Source organism: Microlunatus panaciterrae, from assembly GCF_016907535.1.
Classification (GTDB): domain Bacteria; phylum Actinomycetota; class Actinomycetes; order Propionibacteriales; family Propionibacteriaceae; genus Microlunatus; species Microlunatus panaciterrae.
Genome location: NZ_JAFBCF010000001.1, coordinates 971656 through 984436, shown reverse-complemented (window position 1 = coordinate 984436; position 12781 = coordinate 971656). Strand labels below are relative to the sequence as shown.

Here is a 12781-nt window from a genome sequence, read left to right as displayed (position 1 = left end):
GCGATGCCGCATCAGCACCGGCTCTCCCCGTCGGCCGACGGGCCGGGCCAGCCGGAGCCGGTCTCTGCTGACGCCCTCAAGCGAGCCATGGCGCACTTCGCCAGCGGCGTGACGGTGGTCACCAGCAGGTTCGAACAGGTCGCGCACGCGATGACGGCGAACGCCTTCTGCTCGGTGTCGCTGGACCCACCGCTGGTTCTGGTCTGTGTGGCGAAGCGGGCCCGGTTCCACCCGGCGGTGCTCGGCGCCGGGCGCTGGGCCGTCTCCATCCTTGCCGACGACCAGCAGCACCTGGCCAGGCATTTCGCCATCTCGGGCCGTGATCTGCTGACCCAGTTCGACCGGGTGGGCCACACCCCTGCACCCTTCTCCGGCTCTCCGCTGCTCACCGGAGCGTTGGCCTGGATGGACTGTGAGACGCAGGCCACCCACGACGCCGGGGACCACACCATCGTGGTCGGGACGGTGCTGTGGGCCGATGAGGAATCTTCGCTTCGTGCGCCGCTGACGTACTATCAGGGGACCTACAACGATGCCTATTGACATGAGTTAGGTCCGTATTGAGCACGCAGAAGCCCGCCCACGCCGGCTCGCCCGACGACACGATCGTCGAAGGGCCCGGGAGTTTCGAACCAGAGAAAGCACCGAGAGCGAAGAACAGCCGGACCACAAGGTGGGTCGGCTTCGTCATCGCAGCGCTGGTCCTGCTGGGGATCGGCCTGTACGCAACGGGCTATTTCGTCGCCGGTGACAAGCTTCCCCGGAACGCGGTGATCTCCGGTGTCGCGGTCGGCGGTCTCGACCGTCAGGCAGCCGTCGCGAAACTGGCCGCCCAGCTGGAGGATGAGGCTGCCGCACCGATCACCGTCAGCATCAACGGCGTGAAGGACCAGGTGAGCCCGGGTGCAGCCGGTCTGTCCATCGACCTCCAGCAGAGTGTCGACCTGGCGGGTGCCGGTAGAAGCCTCGACCCGCGACACATCTGGCGGGTGTTGACTGGTGGCCGGCCGAGCGACGCCGTGGTGGCGGTGGACGCCCCGAAGCTCAAGGCCGCAGTCGCAGCGCTGGCGAAGCAGCATGATCAACGCGGCAGGAACGCCACCATCGCCTTCTCCGGCAGCAGGATCGTCCGCGGCCGCAGCGTCGATGCCGTCGTCCTCGACCAGCAGGCGGCAGCCGAGCAGATCAAGGACGACTACCTGCAGCCGCCCGGCGTGATCAAGCTCGAAGCGGCCGTCACCGAGCCGGACATCACCACAGCCGAGGCGGACAAGGTCGTCAACAGTTTTGCCAGACCTGCTGTGGCCGCCCCCATTACGGTGAAGGCCGGGTCCGCGGGGCAGTTCCAGGTGACGCCGGCGATGATCGGGTCCGCCATCACCTTCGAGCCGCGGAACGGCACCCTCGAGCCCAGGCTGGACGCCAGGAAGCTCAGAAAGAACGCCGAGCCGGCGGTCAGCAAGGTCGAGATCGACAAGCCGCGGGATGCGACGGTCAGGATCATCCACGGCAGGCCGAAAGTGCTGCCGGCGGTGAACGGCACCGAGGTGTCTGAGCAGAGCCTGCTGAAGGCGGTCTGGCCGGTGCTGACCAGATCCGGCGCCGCGCGGACGGCCACCGTGGAGCTGACCGGCGCCAAGGCGAAGTTCACCACCGAGAGCGCCAGAAAGCTGGGCGTGAAGGAGGTGATCGGCGAGTTCACCACCACCTACCCGCATGCCGACTACCGCAACATCAACATCGGTCGAGCCGCAGAGCTGATCAACAACACGCTCCTGAAGCCAGGCGAGACATTCAGCCTGAACCAGGTGCTGGGGGAGCGGACGAGGGCCAACGGCTTCGTCGACGGCTACGTGATCTCTGGTGGCGTGCTGAAGAAGGAGACCGGCGGCGGGGTGTCGCAGAGTGCCACCACCACCTATAACGCGATGTTCAAGGCCGGCTTGAAGGACGTGGAGCACCAGCCCCACTCGTTGTACTTCCCGCGCTATCCGGCCGGACGCGAGGCCACGATCTACTGGGGATCCATTGACCTGAAGTTCCAGAACGACACCGGCCACGGGGTGCTCGTGCAGGCGTTCATCAAGCGGTCAAGCCCAGGGTCACTGGGCTCGATCACTGTGCGGATGTGGTCCACCCAGGTATGGGACGAAATCAGGACGCCGGAGGCGACCAGGTCCAACTTCACGTCGGGGACCACGCGCTACTCCCAGGCGCCCGACTGTGAGTACCAGGAACCGATCCAGGGTTTTGACGCCGACTACTACCGGGCCTTCATCAAGGACGGCAAGGAAGTGAAGCGGGAGAAGTTCCACTGGCGCTACTCACCCGGCGACAGGATCATCTGCGGGAAGGACCCGAACGGCTGACCGTCGGCGCTGCCAGATAGCCGTAGGCATGGTGCTGGCTGAAACCGCGGCGGCGGTAGGCGGCCAGCGCGGTGGTGTTGTCCTGCTGCACCTGGAGATAGACGCTCCGAGCCCCTTCTCGAGCCGACCACCGCCCCAGCGTGGAGATGATCTTGGTCATCAGTCCCTGCCGGCGCTGCTCCGGGGCGGTCCAGAGTGCCGCCAGCCCGGCCCAGCCGGCCCGGACATGAGCCTTGCCGAGCGCTACGATCCGGCCGTGCCGGGTGATCGAGGCGTACGCCTGAGGACCCTCGCCGGTGAGGATTCGACGAACGACCTCCTTGCTGGCCGTGCTCGGCCGGACCCCGAGCCAGGCGTCGAGCCAAGGGTCCGTCACCGTGCCGCTCAGCTCCACCTCGGGCTGCGGGGTTGGGTTCGCGCCGACCAGGTCAACCAGCCGCTGCACGAGCATCAGGGTGTCGGCGTGGGTGTCCTGCCACCCCAGCGCGCGGAGCGCGTGCTGTTCGGCCGAGCCCGCGATGACCTGCACCAGCGGGTCGATGTGGTGCGCCTCGGCATAGCTCACCACGGCTTGGGCTGCCTCCGGCAGCGGTTGCCGCGGGTCGCCAGCAGCCAGACACGAGTTGGCCCGGGCGGTGTAGCCGCCCCCCGAGCGGAGGATCCACTCACCGAGCGGCTGCTGCTCCGCCACCCAGCCGGACACCGCCAATCGCTGCAGCACCACCGGTGACTCGCGCAGCGGGTCACGTCCGCGGGAGACCGCGGCCAGAGGGCGGGCCGCGATGATCGTCGGCCGTGACACCGTCCGCTGTTCGCCTGCTGGACCGGTCAGGGTGACCGAGTCGGCGTCGAGGGCGGTCACCCAGCCGATCACGTCCGTCGCCGAGCCGTCCGGCAGCCGGTAGCGGACTACCAGCCGATCACCGAGGCTGACCGGTGGCAGTGGGGCAACGGGGATGTCCATGGACGGAGGGGCCTTCGCGCGCAGGAGACAGAGGCGCGATACTAGGGGAACAACTGTGTGGTGCGCACCATCGTTCAGACCCCAGCGCCACACTCGACGACCAAGGAGTGAAGCCGTGACGTACGTCATCGCGCAGCCGTGTGTGGACCTGAAGGACCGTGCCTGCGTTGAGGAATGCCCGGTTGACTGCATCTACGAAGGCAAGAGGATGCTCTACATCCATCCGGATGAGTGTGTCGACTGCGGCGCGTGCGAGCCGGTCTGCCCTGTCGAGGCGATCTTCTACGAGGACGACACCCCGGAGGAGTGGAAGGACTACTACAACGCCAATGTGGAGTTCTTCGACGACCTGGGTTCGCCGGGCGGTGCGGCCAAGCTCGGAGTGATCGACAAGGATCACCCGTTGGTGGCCGCTCTGCCGCCGCAAGAGCACGACGAGTGAGCGGGGCCCGGCGGAAGGGACCGGGTCTGGCGGCGACCCTACCTGACTTCCCCTGGGACTCGCTGTCCGCGGCCAAGGCGACCGCAGCCGCCCACCCGGGCGGCATGGTGGACCTGTCCGTGGGCACGCCGGTGGACCCGACTCCATCGCTCGGCCTGGAGGCGTTGATTGCCGCCGCCAACAGTCCTGGCTATCCGCTGACGTCCGGCACCCCGGCGCTTCGGGAAGCGATCGTCGGCTACCTGCAGGAACGCTGGGGCGCGGTCGGTCTGCTGCCCGAGGCCACTTTGCCGGTGATCGGGACCAAGGAGCTGGTCGCCTGGCTGCCCACCCTGCTGGGGTTGGGGCCCGGGGATGTCGTGGTGTTCCCGACCATGGCTTACCCGACCTATGCCGTAGGTGCGCAGATCGCGGGCTGCGAGCTGGTGGCGGCAGATGACCTGGACGCCTTGGGCGACCTCGAGCCGGCATTGGTCTGGATCAACTCCCCGTCCAACCCGACCGGCGAGATCCTCTCCGGGGACGAGCTCGCGGCCAGGGTCCGGTGGGCTCGGCAGCGCGGCGCCCTGATCGCCTCGGACGAGTGCTACGGCGAGTTCGGCTGGGACGCCGAGCCCATGTCGGTGCTGCACCCGGACATCTGCGGGGACTCGCACCAGGGCCTGCTCGCGGTGCACTCGCTCTCCAAGCGCTCCAATCTCGCCGGCTATCGGGCTGGTTTCGTGGCCGGCGACCCGGAAGTGGTCGGCGACCTGCTGGCGGTACGCAAGCATGCCGGCATGATCGTGCCCGCCCCGGTCCAGCAGGCGATGATCGCCCTGTTGCAGGATTCCGGACACGTCCAGGACCAGCGCACGCGCTATCTGGCGCGCCGCCGGGTGCTGAAGCCGGCGTTGGAGCGGGCCGGTTTCACCATCGAGCACTCGGAGGGGTCTCTGTACCTGTGGGCCACCCGCGGCGAGGACTGCCGTGCGTCGGTGGACTTCCTGGCCGAGAACGGCATCCTGGTGGCACCCGGCGACTTCTACGGGGATGCCGCTGGCGAGTTCGTCCGGGTCGCTTTGACGGCCACCGACGAACGGGTCGCGGCGGCTGCGCAGCGGCTGCTGGACCGCTAGTAGCGACCGCGGAGTCAGCGGGTCAACAGGCAGCAGCGTCAGCGGACCGTGATGACCACGGTCCGCTGTTTGGCTGCCGGGGTGGCACCTGCCCAGCTCGGCATGGAAAAGCCGTCGACCTCCCAGTGCCGGTCGCCGACGGTGACGGTCACCACCCCGAAGTAGCGGGTGTTCGCCACAGCGAAGTGCGCATAGGCCCAGGCCAGCTGGTCGGTGCTGGCGTTGATTGTGATGGTGCGACCTGTGCGCTGGACCGGTATCCGGCCGAACGTGTCCTTCAGCGAGCCGGTCAGGCCGTCGGCGTTGCCGGGGTTGTGACGTCGCTCGAGACAGCTGAAACCCCCCGGCGAATGTCCCGAGAGCGTACTGGCCAGTACGCGGGCGCTGGTCTCGTGCTGGCGGTAGGCCTCCGGGTGACCGCTGACCTGCACCTGTTGGGCCACATCGTTGATGTCGGCCGTCTGCCAGTCCTTGATCTTGACCAGCGCGTCGTAGAAGCGGTTGGTCGCGTAGTAGGGATCCATCAGCTGTTGCTCGGTGCCCCAGCCCTGGGACGGGCGTTGCTGGAAGAGCCCGACCGAGTCCCGGTCACCGTAGTCGAGGTTGCGGATGCCGGTCTCCTGGTAGACGGTGGCCATCGCGATCGAGGCGGCTCTGGCCGGCAGACCGCGGGCGACCGAGATGCCCACCACGATGGAGGCGTAGTGGGCCTGCTCCAGGTCCACCGCGACCGAGGCGTCACCAGAGCGGCCGACGCAGCGCTGCTGACCTGGGACCGGGTCGGCGAGCCCCTTCTGGCGTAGATAGAGGAAGCCGGCGATGCCGGCGAGGGCGAGCAGCAACAGGGCCACCATCAGGCATCCGGCGGCCCTGGCTGTTCCCTTGGCCATGGGTCAGTTGGCGTGCAGGGCGGCGTTCAGCTCGACGCCCCTGCCCTGCCGATCGCGCACCTCGATCGCGCCGCTGACCGAGTTGCGCAGGAACAGCAGGCCGCTCCGGCCGGAGAGCGCTCTGGCCTTGACGACCGAACCGTCCGGGACCGTCACCTTGGTGCCGGCCGTGACGTAGAGCCCCGCCTCGACGACGCAGTCGTCGCCGAGCGAGATGCCGATCCCCGCGTTGGCGCCGAGCAGGCAGCGCTGGCCGATCGAGACGACCTCGGTACCGCCACCGGACAACGTACCCATGATCGAGGCCCCGCCGCCGATGTCGGACCCGTCGCCGACGACCACGCCCGCGGAGATCCGGCCCTCCACCATCGAGCTGCCGAGAGTCCCGGCGTTGAAGTTGACGAAGCCCTCGTGCATCACCGTCGTACCCTCGGCCAGATGCGCACCGAGCCGGACCCGGTCGGCCTCGGCGATCCGGACGCCGCTGGGGAGGACGTAGTCGACCATCCGCGGGAACTTGTCCACCCCGAAGACAGTCAGGTGTCCGCGCTCGGCCCGCAGCCGGATCCGGACCTTCTCGAAGCCGTCGACAGCGCATGGTCCGGCCGAGGTCCACACCACATTCGGCAGGGCGCCGAAGATGCCATCCAGGTTGATGCTGCGTGGCTTGACCAGGCGGTGGCTGAGCAGGTGCAGCCGCAGGTACGCGTCGGGGGTGTTGGCCGGTGGCTGGTCCAGGTCCGCCATGACCTGTACCGCCTCGGTACGGACACCACGGACAGCATCCTGCACGACGGCGGCCATCAGATTCTCGGGAGCACCGACGCCCTCGGGCTCCCCGAGCCGGGGAGCCGGAAAGTAGGTGTCGAGAACATGGCCGGTGTCGTGGATGCTGGCCAATCCCCAGCCCCAGGCCTTCCGCGGGGTGGGTGCTACTCCTGTCTCGGTCATGGCCCAACTGTAGAGGGGTGGTCCGACCCCTCGAAACCTGGTGTTGATCTCCACGAAGCTGAGCCTGACCAGCGCGGACGGCCGATCGCGTCCGATCACCCGACCGATAGTCTGCCTGCCATGGCTCCCGGCACCACGACCCTCGAACTCTCCGCAGACCCGGTGCAGCTGACCCGTCAGCTGGTCGACATCGAGTCGGTCAGCGGTGACGAGAAGGTCATCGCCGACTCGATCGAGGCGGCGCTGCGGCCCTACCCGCACCTGCAGGTGATCAGGGACGGCAACGTCGTGATCGCGCGAACCGACCTCGGCCGAGCCGACCGGGTGGTCATCGCCGGTCACATCGACACCGTGCCGATCGCCGGCAACGTTCCGTCCTGGACCACCGGCGAAGGTGATGACCTCCTCCTCTGGGGCCGCGGCTCGTGCGACATGAAGGGCGGCGTTGCGGTGCAGCTCTCCGCCGCCGTTGCGCTGACTGAGCCGGTCCGCGACGTGACCTGGATCTTCTACGACAACGAGGAGGTGGAGGCCGAACTGAACGGATTGGGCCGGATCTCCCGGGAACGACCCGAGCTGCTCATCGGCTCCTTCGCCGTCCTGTGCGAACCGTCGAACGCAGGTATCGAGGGCGGCTGTCAAGGGACGATGCGGGCCGAGATCGTCCTCAACGGCATAGCCGCCCATTCCGCCCGGGCGTGGATGGGGAACAACGCGATCCACCAGGCGGCTGCGGTGCTGGGCAGGCTCGACGAATACCAGCCGGCCGAGGTCGAGGTGGACGGGCTGCTCTACCGTGAGGGCCTGAACGCCGTGGCGATCTCCGGGGGGATCGCCGGGAACGTCATCCCGGACCGGTGCACCATCGGCGTCAACTACCGCTTCGCCCCGGACAAGACCACAGCCGAGGCTGAGGCTCACCTGCGCACGGTCTTCGACGGCTATCCGCTGGTGATCACGGACGCGGCCCCGGCGGCGCGACCCGGACTGGACCAGCCGGCGGCGGCGGAGTTCCTGGCCGCCGTCGGCGGCGAGCCGAGTGCCAAGTTTGGCTGGACCGACGTGGCTCGGTTCGCCGAGTTGGGGGTTCCGGCCGTCAACTTCGGACCGGGCGACCCGAGCAAGGCGCACGCCGACGACGAGTTCTGCCCGGCGGCCGACGTGCGCAACTGCCGGGACGCGCTGCTGCGCTGGCTGTCGCCGGCACACTGACCCGCCGTCGAGGGTCCCGTCGAGTCCCGGCAGCACCTAGGCTTGCGCCGTGACCAACTCCGACGGTCGGCAGCCTGCCGCGACACCACCTGCCCGCAAGGCGCGTTATGCCCAGGGGCCCGTTGTCCGCAGTGGCGAACAGCTGGTCGGCACCACGACGGACCAACGGCTGCTGGAGAGCCGTGGGCCCTCGGACTGGGTCCATACCGACCCGTGGCGCGTACTGAGGATCCAGTCGGAGTTCGTGGAGGGCTTCGGCACACTGGCCGAGCTCGGTCCGGCCGTCAGCATCTTCGGGTCGGCCCGGACCGAGGTCGACAGCCCGATGTACAAGTCGGCCAGGGAACTGGCGTGGGCGCTGGCCGACGCGGGTCTTGCCGTGATCACCGGAGGTGGCCCGGGAGTGATGGAGGGCGCCAACCGGGGTGCCGCCGAGGCCGGCGGGATCTCGGTCGGGCTCGGGATCGAGCTGCCGTTCGAGACCGGCATCAACGAGTACGTGAACCTGGGCATCAACTTCCGATACTTCTTCGCCCGCAAGACGATGTTCCTCAAGTACTCGCAGGGGTTCATCGTGCTGCCAGGAGGGTTCGGGACCTTCGATGAGCTGTTCGAGGCGTTGACGCTGGTCCAGACCCGCAAGGTCACCTCGTTTCCGGTGGTGCTCTTCGGCCGCGAGTACTGGCAGGGTCTGGTCGACTGGCTGTCCGGGTCGGTGCTGTCCGGTGGAAACATCTCGGCCGGCGACATCGACATGCTGCAGCTCACCGACGACGTGGACGAAGCGGTGTCGATCATGCTGTCCAACCGCGACCGGGCCAGCGGGCCCAAGCGTCCCGAGTAGGGGAGGTTGATCATGGCGAAGAAGCCGAAGTTGCCGGAGGGGGCGGACGACATCGGCAGCACACCGTCACCGCAACGGGACCCGGCCAACTACAACGCGGAGGGCCGCCTGCGCGGCTCGATCTACGACGTAGAGATGGCCAGGCTCCAAGAGGAGCTGGTGATGTTGCAGTACTGGATCCACTCCCAGCAGCTCAAGGTCCTGGTGATCTTCGAGGGGCGTGGCTCGGCCGGCAAGGGCGGGGTGATCAAGAGGATCACCGAGCGGACCAACCCGCGGATCGTCCGGGTGGTGGCCCTGCCCAGACCCAGTGAGCGGGAGCAGACCCAGTGGTACTTCCAGCGCTTCGTGCAGCACCTACCGGCTGCCGGCGAGATGGTGCTGTTCGACCGCAGCTGGTACAACCGCTCCAATGTCGAGCGGGTGATGGGTTACTGCACCGAGGACGAGTACATGGAGTTCCTGCGCAGCTGCCCGGAGTTCGAGCGGATGCTCATCCGCTCCGGCATCACCGTGGTCAAGTACTGGTTCTCGGTCAGCTTCGAGGAACAGCGTCGCCGGTTCGAGTCGCGCAACCTGGAGCCGTTCAAGAGGTGGAAGCTGTCCGAGATGGACCTTGCCGAGCATGAGCTGTACGTGAAGTACTCGATAGCCAAAGACGCCACCTTCCAGTACACCGACATCAAGCAGGCTCCCTGGTATGTGGTGCCCTCCGACGACAAGAGAGCGGCCCGGATCAACTGCATCAGCCACCTGCTGTCGCTGTTCCCGCACGAGGACGTTGCGCCCGACCCGGTCGAGCTCCCGCAGATGCTCGACGTGGCCTACGTCCGGACGCCGATGGCCGAGCAGACGTTCGTCCCTCAGCTCTACTGAGCGCCCAGTGCCGGCACCGGCCGCGCGTGCGTGTGGTCGGTGGCCGTGACACCATCGGAGCATGGAATGGGTGATCGCCGTCGTCGTGATCGTCGCATTGGGGGTGGCTGCGGTCGCTGCCGCAGGCGGCCTGGGCGAGATGAGCAGGGAGCCGGTCCGCGATGTCTACCGTCAGGATCTTCCCGACCGGCCGTTGACGGCCCAGGATCTGGCCGGCCTCCGCTTCGGGGTGAGTCTTCGCGGTTATGCCATGGGGCAGGTGGACGCCATCCTCGACCGACTGGCCGCCGAGATCGCCGACAGAGACGCCACCATCGCGGGCCTCCGGACCGGCGGCGACCCGCTACCGGCCTCGACGACAGAGGTCAGCGTCGGACCTCCCGCCTCGTCGACGCCGGCAGGGGCCGACCAGCCATGAGTGTGCGGTTGGTGGCCTCCACGGTGATCGCAGCCGATCCGGAGGTGGTGTGGGCGGCTCTGACCGACTGGTCCAACCAGGGCGACTGGATCCCACTGACGACGGTGGAGGTCCTCAGCGACCACCAGCGGGGTCTCGGTGTCCGGGCGGCTGCCTTCAGCGGGGTCAGTCTGGGTCGGATCCCGCTGGGCCTGCTGGACCGGTTCGTCGTGACCGGCTGGCGACAGCCGGACAGCCTCGAGGTGCTGCACCTCGGTCCCGTCTTCACCGGCGAGGGTGAGTTCCGGTTGACCACCGAGCCGGGTGGCACCCGGATCACCGGCACCGAGGTGTTCAGGCTGCCTGGCGGGCCGCTGTCGGAGGCAGCCGCCCGGTTGCTGCTGCCGCTGCTGCGCTGGGGTCTCGGCCGCAGCCTGCGGACCTTGGGCGACCGGATTGAGCAGGCGTCCAGGTGAGCGCGGTCCAGGGCCCCGACGGTCGCTGGCGCTGCCCTTGGGGAATGTCCGCCGAGGACTATGTCAGCTATCACGACGAGGAGTGGGGCCGGCCGGTCCGCTCGGTCGAGGGGCTGTATGAGCGACTGACCCTCGAAGCCTTCCAGTCCGGCCTGTCCTGGCTGACCATTCTGCGCAAGCGGCCCGCGTTCCGGACAGCCTTCGTCGGCTTCGACCCGGAGCGCGTCGCCGCCTTCGGACCGTCCGACGTCGAGCGGCTGCTGCAGGACAGCGGCATCGTCCGCAACCGGGCCAAGATCGAGGCGGCGATCGGCAACGCCCGCGTGGTGGCGGGGCTCGGTGGCGGTTTCGCCGAGCTGGTTTGGAGCTTCGCCCAGCCGGCCCGTCCGCGCCCCGCTACCGGGGCAGACGTCCCGGCTCAGACGCCCGAGTCAGTCGCTCTCTCGGCGGCGCTGAAGAAGAAGGGCATCCGCTTCTTCGGTCCGACCACGGCCTATGCCCTGATGCAGGCCGTCGGCCTGGTCGATGATCATCTTCAGGGCTGTTTCGTCCCGCCCGCGCCGCGCTGAGGCCTGGGCCCGTCCCCCGGATCAGCTGGGCGCTGCCGGGCGCTGCTTGGCCAGGAACGCCTCGACCGCAGCCCGGTGATCGCCAGAGGCACCGGTCCGTTGCATCATGCTGGCCTCGAACTCCAACGACTCCGCCAGCGGGTGGCCGGCCGAGAACGCCACCGACCGCCGGATCGAGGCGTACGCCAGCGTCGGACCGTGCGCCAACCGTTCCGCGACCGCGGCGACCCGTTCGTCGAACGCGGCATCGGCGACCACCTCCGAGGCGATGCCCCAGTCGGCCGCCTCGGCTGCCGAGATCGTCCGAGGGTGCAGCAGCAGGTCCATCGCGCGGGTCGGCCCCACCAACCGGGGGAGCGTCCAGGAGGAGCCGGTGTCGCAGGACAGGGCGATCGCAGCGAAGGCGAGGTTGAAGCCGGCCGACTCGGCCACGATCCGGTAGTCGGCGAGGAAGGCCAGCGAGGCGCCGGCGCCCGCCGCGACGCCGTTCACCGCGGCGATGACCGGCTTCTCCATCTCGTGCAGGGTGAGGGCGATCGGGTTGTAGTGCTCGGGAACCGTCGACCAGACAGCGTCGAGGTCACCCCCGGTCATGCTGGCAATGTGTTCCTTCAGGTCCTGCCCGACGCAGAAGGCCCGACCAGTGCCGGTCAGCACCAGACACCGGACCGATGCGTCCGCGGCCAGCTCTCGGAGCGCCGCCAGCAGCGCGATTTTGGTGGCCGTGTCCAACGCGTTCATGGCCGCGGGCCGGTTGAATCGGATCGTTCCGACACCGTTGTGTGCCGTAACGACGAGCGGACCTTCAGACATGGTTCGACTCTAGTCGCGCAGCCGTGACGAGGTCAGTTCCAGCTGACCGGCTCGCCGTTGTTCCCCCGGCAGGAGTTGGACGGCCTCGATACGGAATAATGGCAGTGGCCAATGCTGATGAACAGAGATGAGGTTGCGCGATGGCTGCAATGAAGCCGCGTACGGGTGATGGCCCGATGGAGGTCACCAAGGAAGGCCGGGGCATCGTCATGCGGGTTCCGCTCGAGGGTGGCGGCAGGTTGGTCGTTGAGCTCAACGCTGATGAAGCAACCGAACTGGCAGGCGCACTGAGGGAAGTCGTCGGCTGATACGTGCTGTTAACGGCCCCGGTGTTGCCAGCACCGGGGCCCTGCTCTTTCTGGAGGTCCGTATGCCTGAGAGTCCGAGTGATGAGCTGCATCCCAACTGTCAGCGGGTCAACCAGTTGCTGCAAGCGCACGGCCTGCCCGGCCGGGTCCGACTGCTCGCCGAGCCTGCGCCCACGGCGAAGGCGGCGGCTGATCAGCTGGGCTGCGACATCGGCGCGATCGCCAACTCGCTCGTCTTCACCACCAGTGCCGGGGAGCCGCTGCTGGTGATGACCAGCGGCGCCCACCGGGTGGACCAGGCGGTGGTCGGCGAGCTGCTCGGCCAGCCGATCAGGCGGGCCACCCCCGACTTCGTCCGGCAACACACCGGCCAGCCGATCGGTGGGGTCGCGCCGATCGGCCATCCCGCACCGGTCAGGACGCTGGTCGACCGTGACCTGAGCGCCTTCGAGCTGCTGTGGGCGGCTGGCGGCATCCCGCACGCCGTCTTCCCGCTGTCCTATCGCGAGCTGGTGCTGATCACCGGTGGTACCGAGGCGTCCGTTGCCTGAT

The 12781-nt window shown here is 68.2% G+C and carries 16 protein-coding genes; 12 read left to right on the top strand and 4 right to left on the bottom strand.

Annotation, left to right across the window (positions count from 1 at the left end; translation table 11 throughout):
* The first annotated feature begins 3 nt into the window (after positions 1 to 3).
* Complete coding sequence (locus JOE57_RS04365; protein ID WP_204916570.1) at positions 4 to 543, top strand: flavin reductase family protein; 540 nt, start codon at positions 4 to 6, stop codon at positions 541 to 543.
* Between the two features lie 17 nt (positions 544 to 560).
* Entirely contained in the window at positions 561 to 2369 is a 1809-nt protein-coding gene (locus JOE57_RS04360; RefSeq protein ID WP_204916569.1) for a VanW family protein, read from the top strand.
* Here JOE57_RS04360 and JOE57_RS04355 read toward each other — a convergent pair.
* A complete protein-coding gene (locus JOE57_RS04355) occupies positions 2341 to 3333 on the bottom strand; it encodes a GNAT family N-acetyltransferase (RefSeq protein WP_204916568.1) in 993 nt (330 codons plus the stop codon). The genes JOE57_RS04360 and JOE57_RS04355 overlap by 29 nt on opposite strands.
* 115 nt (positions 3334 to 3448) lie before the next feature.
* Between JOE57_RS04355 and fdxA the strand changes: the two genes are divergently transcribed.
* Together fdxA and dapC are read left to right on the top strand one after the other, a co-directional pair.
* Entirely contained in the window at positions 3449 to 3775 is a 327-nt protein-coding gene (fdxA, locus tag JOE57_RS04350) for a ferredoxin (RefSeq protein ID WP_204916567.1), read from the top strand.
* On the top strand, positions 3772 to 4893 hold the full coding sequence (gene dapC, locus JOE57_RS04345; protein ID WP_338041146.1) for a succinyldiaminopimelate transaminase: 1122 nt from the start codon (positions 3772 to 3774) through the stop codon (positions 4891 to 4893). Before fdxA ends, dapC begins: the two co-directional genes overlap by 4 nt.
* 38 nt (positions 4894 to 4931) lie before the next feature.
* On the opposite strand, the gene JOE57_RS04340 is transcribed toward dapC, so the two are convergent.
* Entirely contained in the window at positions 4932 to 5747 is an 816-nt protein-coding gene (locus JOE57_RS04340) for a hypothetical protein (protein WP_204916566.1), read from the bottom strand.
* Positions 5748 to 5786: 39 nt separating this feature from the next.
* Positions 5787 to 6734, bottom strand: coding sequence for a 2,3,4,5-tetrahydropyridine-2,6-dicarboxylate N-succinyltransferase (dapD, locus tag JOE57_RS04335; RefSeq protein ID WP_204916565.1), 948 nt, complete (start codon positions 6732 to 6734; stop codon positions 5787 to 5789).
* 120 nt (positions 6735 to 6854) lie between these two features.
* Here dapD and dapE point away from each other — a divergent pair, with 120 nt between their 5' ends.
* From dapE to JOE57_RS04305, 6 genes are all read left to right on the top strand, one after another.
* On the top strand, positions 6855 to 7946 hold the full coding sequence (gene dapE / locus JOE57_RS04330; protein ID WP_204916564.1) for a succinyl-diaminopimelate desuccinylase: 1092 nt from the start codon (positions 6855 to 6857) through the stop codon (positions 7944 to 7946).
* A gap of 49 nt (positions 7947 to 7995) precedes the next feature.
* Positions 7996 to 8790 carry an LOG family protein gene (locus JOE57_RS04325; RefSeq protein ID WP_204916563.1) on the top strand — a complete coding sequence of 265 codons (795 nt, stop codon included), beginning with the start codon at positions 7996 to 7998 and terminating at the stop codon, positions 8788 to 8790.
* 12 nt (positions 8791 to 8802) lie between these two features.
* Positions 8803 to 9666: a polyphosphate kinase 2 gene (gene ppk2 / locus JOE57_RS04320; RefSeq protein WP_204916562.1), complete on the top strand. Its 864-nt coding sequence runs from the start codon at positions 8803 to 8805 to the stop codon at positions 9664 to 9666.
* Between the two features lie 61 nt (positions 9667 to 9727).
* Positions 9728 to 10084 (top strand): DivIVA domain-containing protein, encoded by a 357-nt coding sequence (locus tag JOE57_RS04315; RefSeq protein WP_204916561.1) that lies wholly within the window; start codon positions 9728 to 9730, stop codon positions 10082 to 10084.
* Positions 10081 to 10539, top strand: coding sequence for an SRPBCC family protein (locus tag JOE57_RS04310; protein WP_204916560.1), 459 nt, complete (start codon positions 10081 to 10083; stop codon positions 10537 to 10539). Before JOE57_RS04315 ends, JOE57_RS04310 begins: the two co-directional genes overlap by 4 nt.
* The gene (locus JOE57_RS04305) at positions 10536 to 11108 is read left to right on the top strand and encodes a DNA-3-methyladenine glycosylase I (RefSeq protein WP_338041145.1); all 573 of its coding nucleotides are present in this window, start codon (positions 10536 to 10538) and stop codon (positions 11106 to 11108) included. Before JOE57_RS04310 ends, JOE57_RS04305 begins: the two co-directional genes overlap by 4 nt.
* A gap of 21 nt (positions 11109 to 11129) precedes the next feature.
* Here the strand turns inward: JOE57_RS04305 and JOE57_RS04300 are convergent, their stop codons facing one another.
* Positions 11130 to 11921, bottom strand: a complete 792-nt coding sequence (locus tag JOE57_RS04300) for an enoyl-CoA hydratase/isomerase family protein (protein ID WP_204916559.1) — start codon at positions 11919 to 11921, stop codon at positions 11130 to 11132.
* Between the two features lie 140 nt (positions 11922 to 12061).
* Here JOE57_RS04300 and JOE57_RS04295 point away from each other — a divergent pair, with 140 nt between their 5' ends.
* Positions 12062 to 12229, top strand: a complete 168-nt coding sequence (locus JOE57_RS04295; RefSeq protein WP_204916558.1) for a DUF3117 domain-containing protein — start codon at positions 12062 to 12064, stop codon at positions 12227 to 12229.
* Positions 12230 to 12291: 62 nt separating this feature from the next.
* The gene (locus tag JOE57_RS04290; RefSeq protein WP_204916557.1) at positions 12292 to 12780 is read left to right on the top strand and encodes a YbaK/EbsC family protein; all 489 of its coding nucleotides are present in this window, start codon (positions 12292 to 12294) and stop codon (positions 12778 to 12780) included.
* The last annotated feature ends 1 nt before the right edge of the window (position 12781 follow it).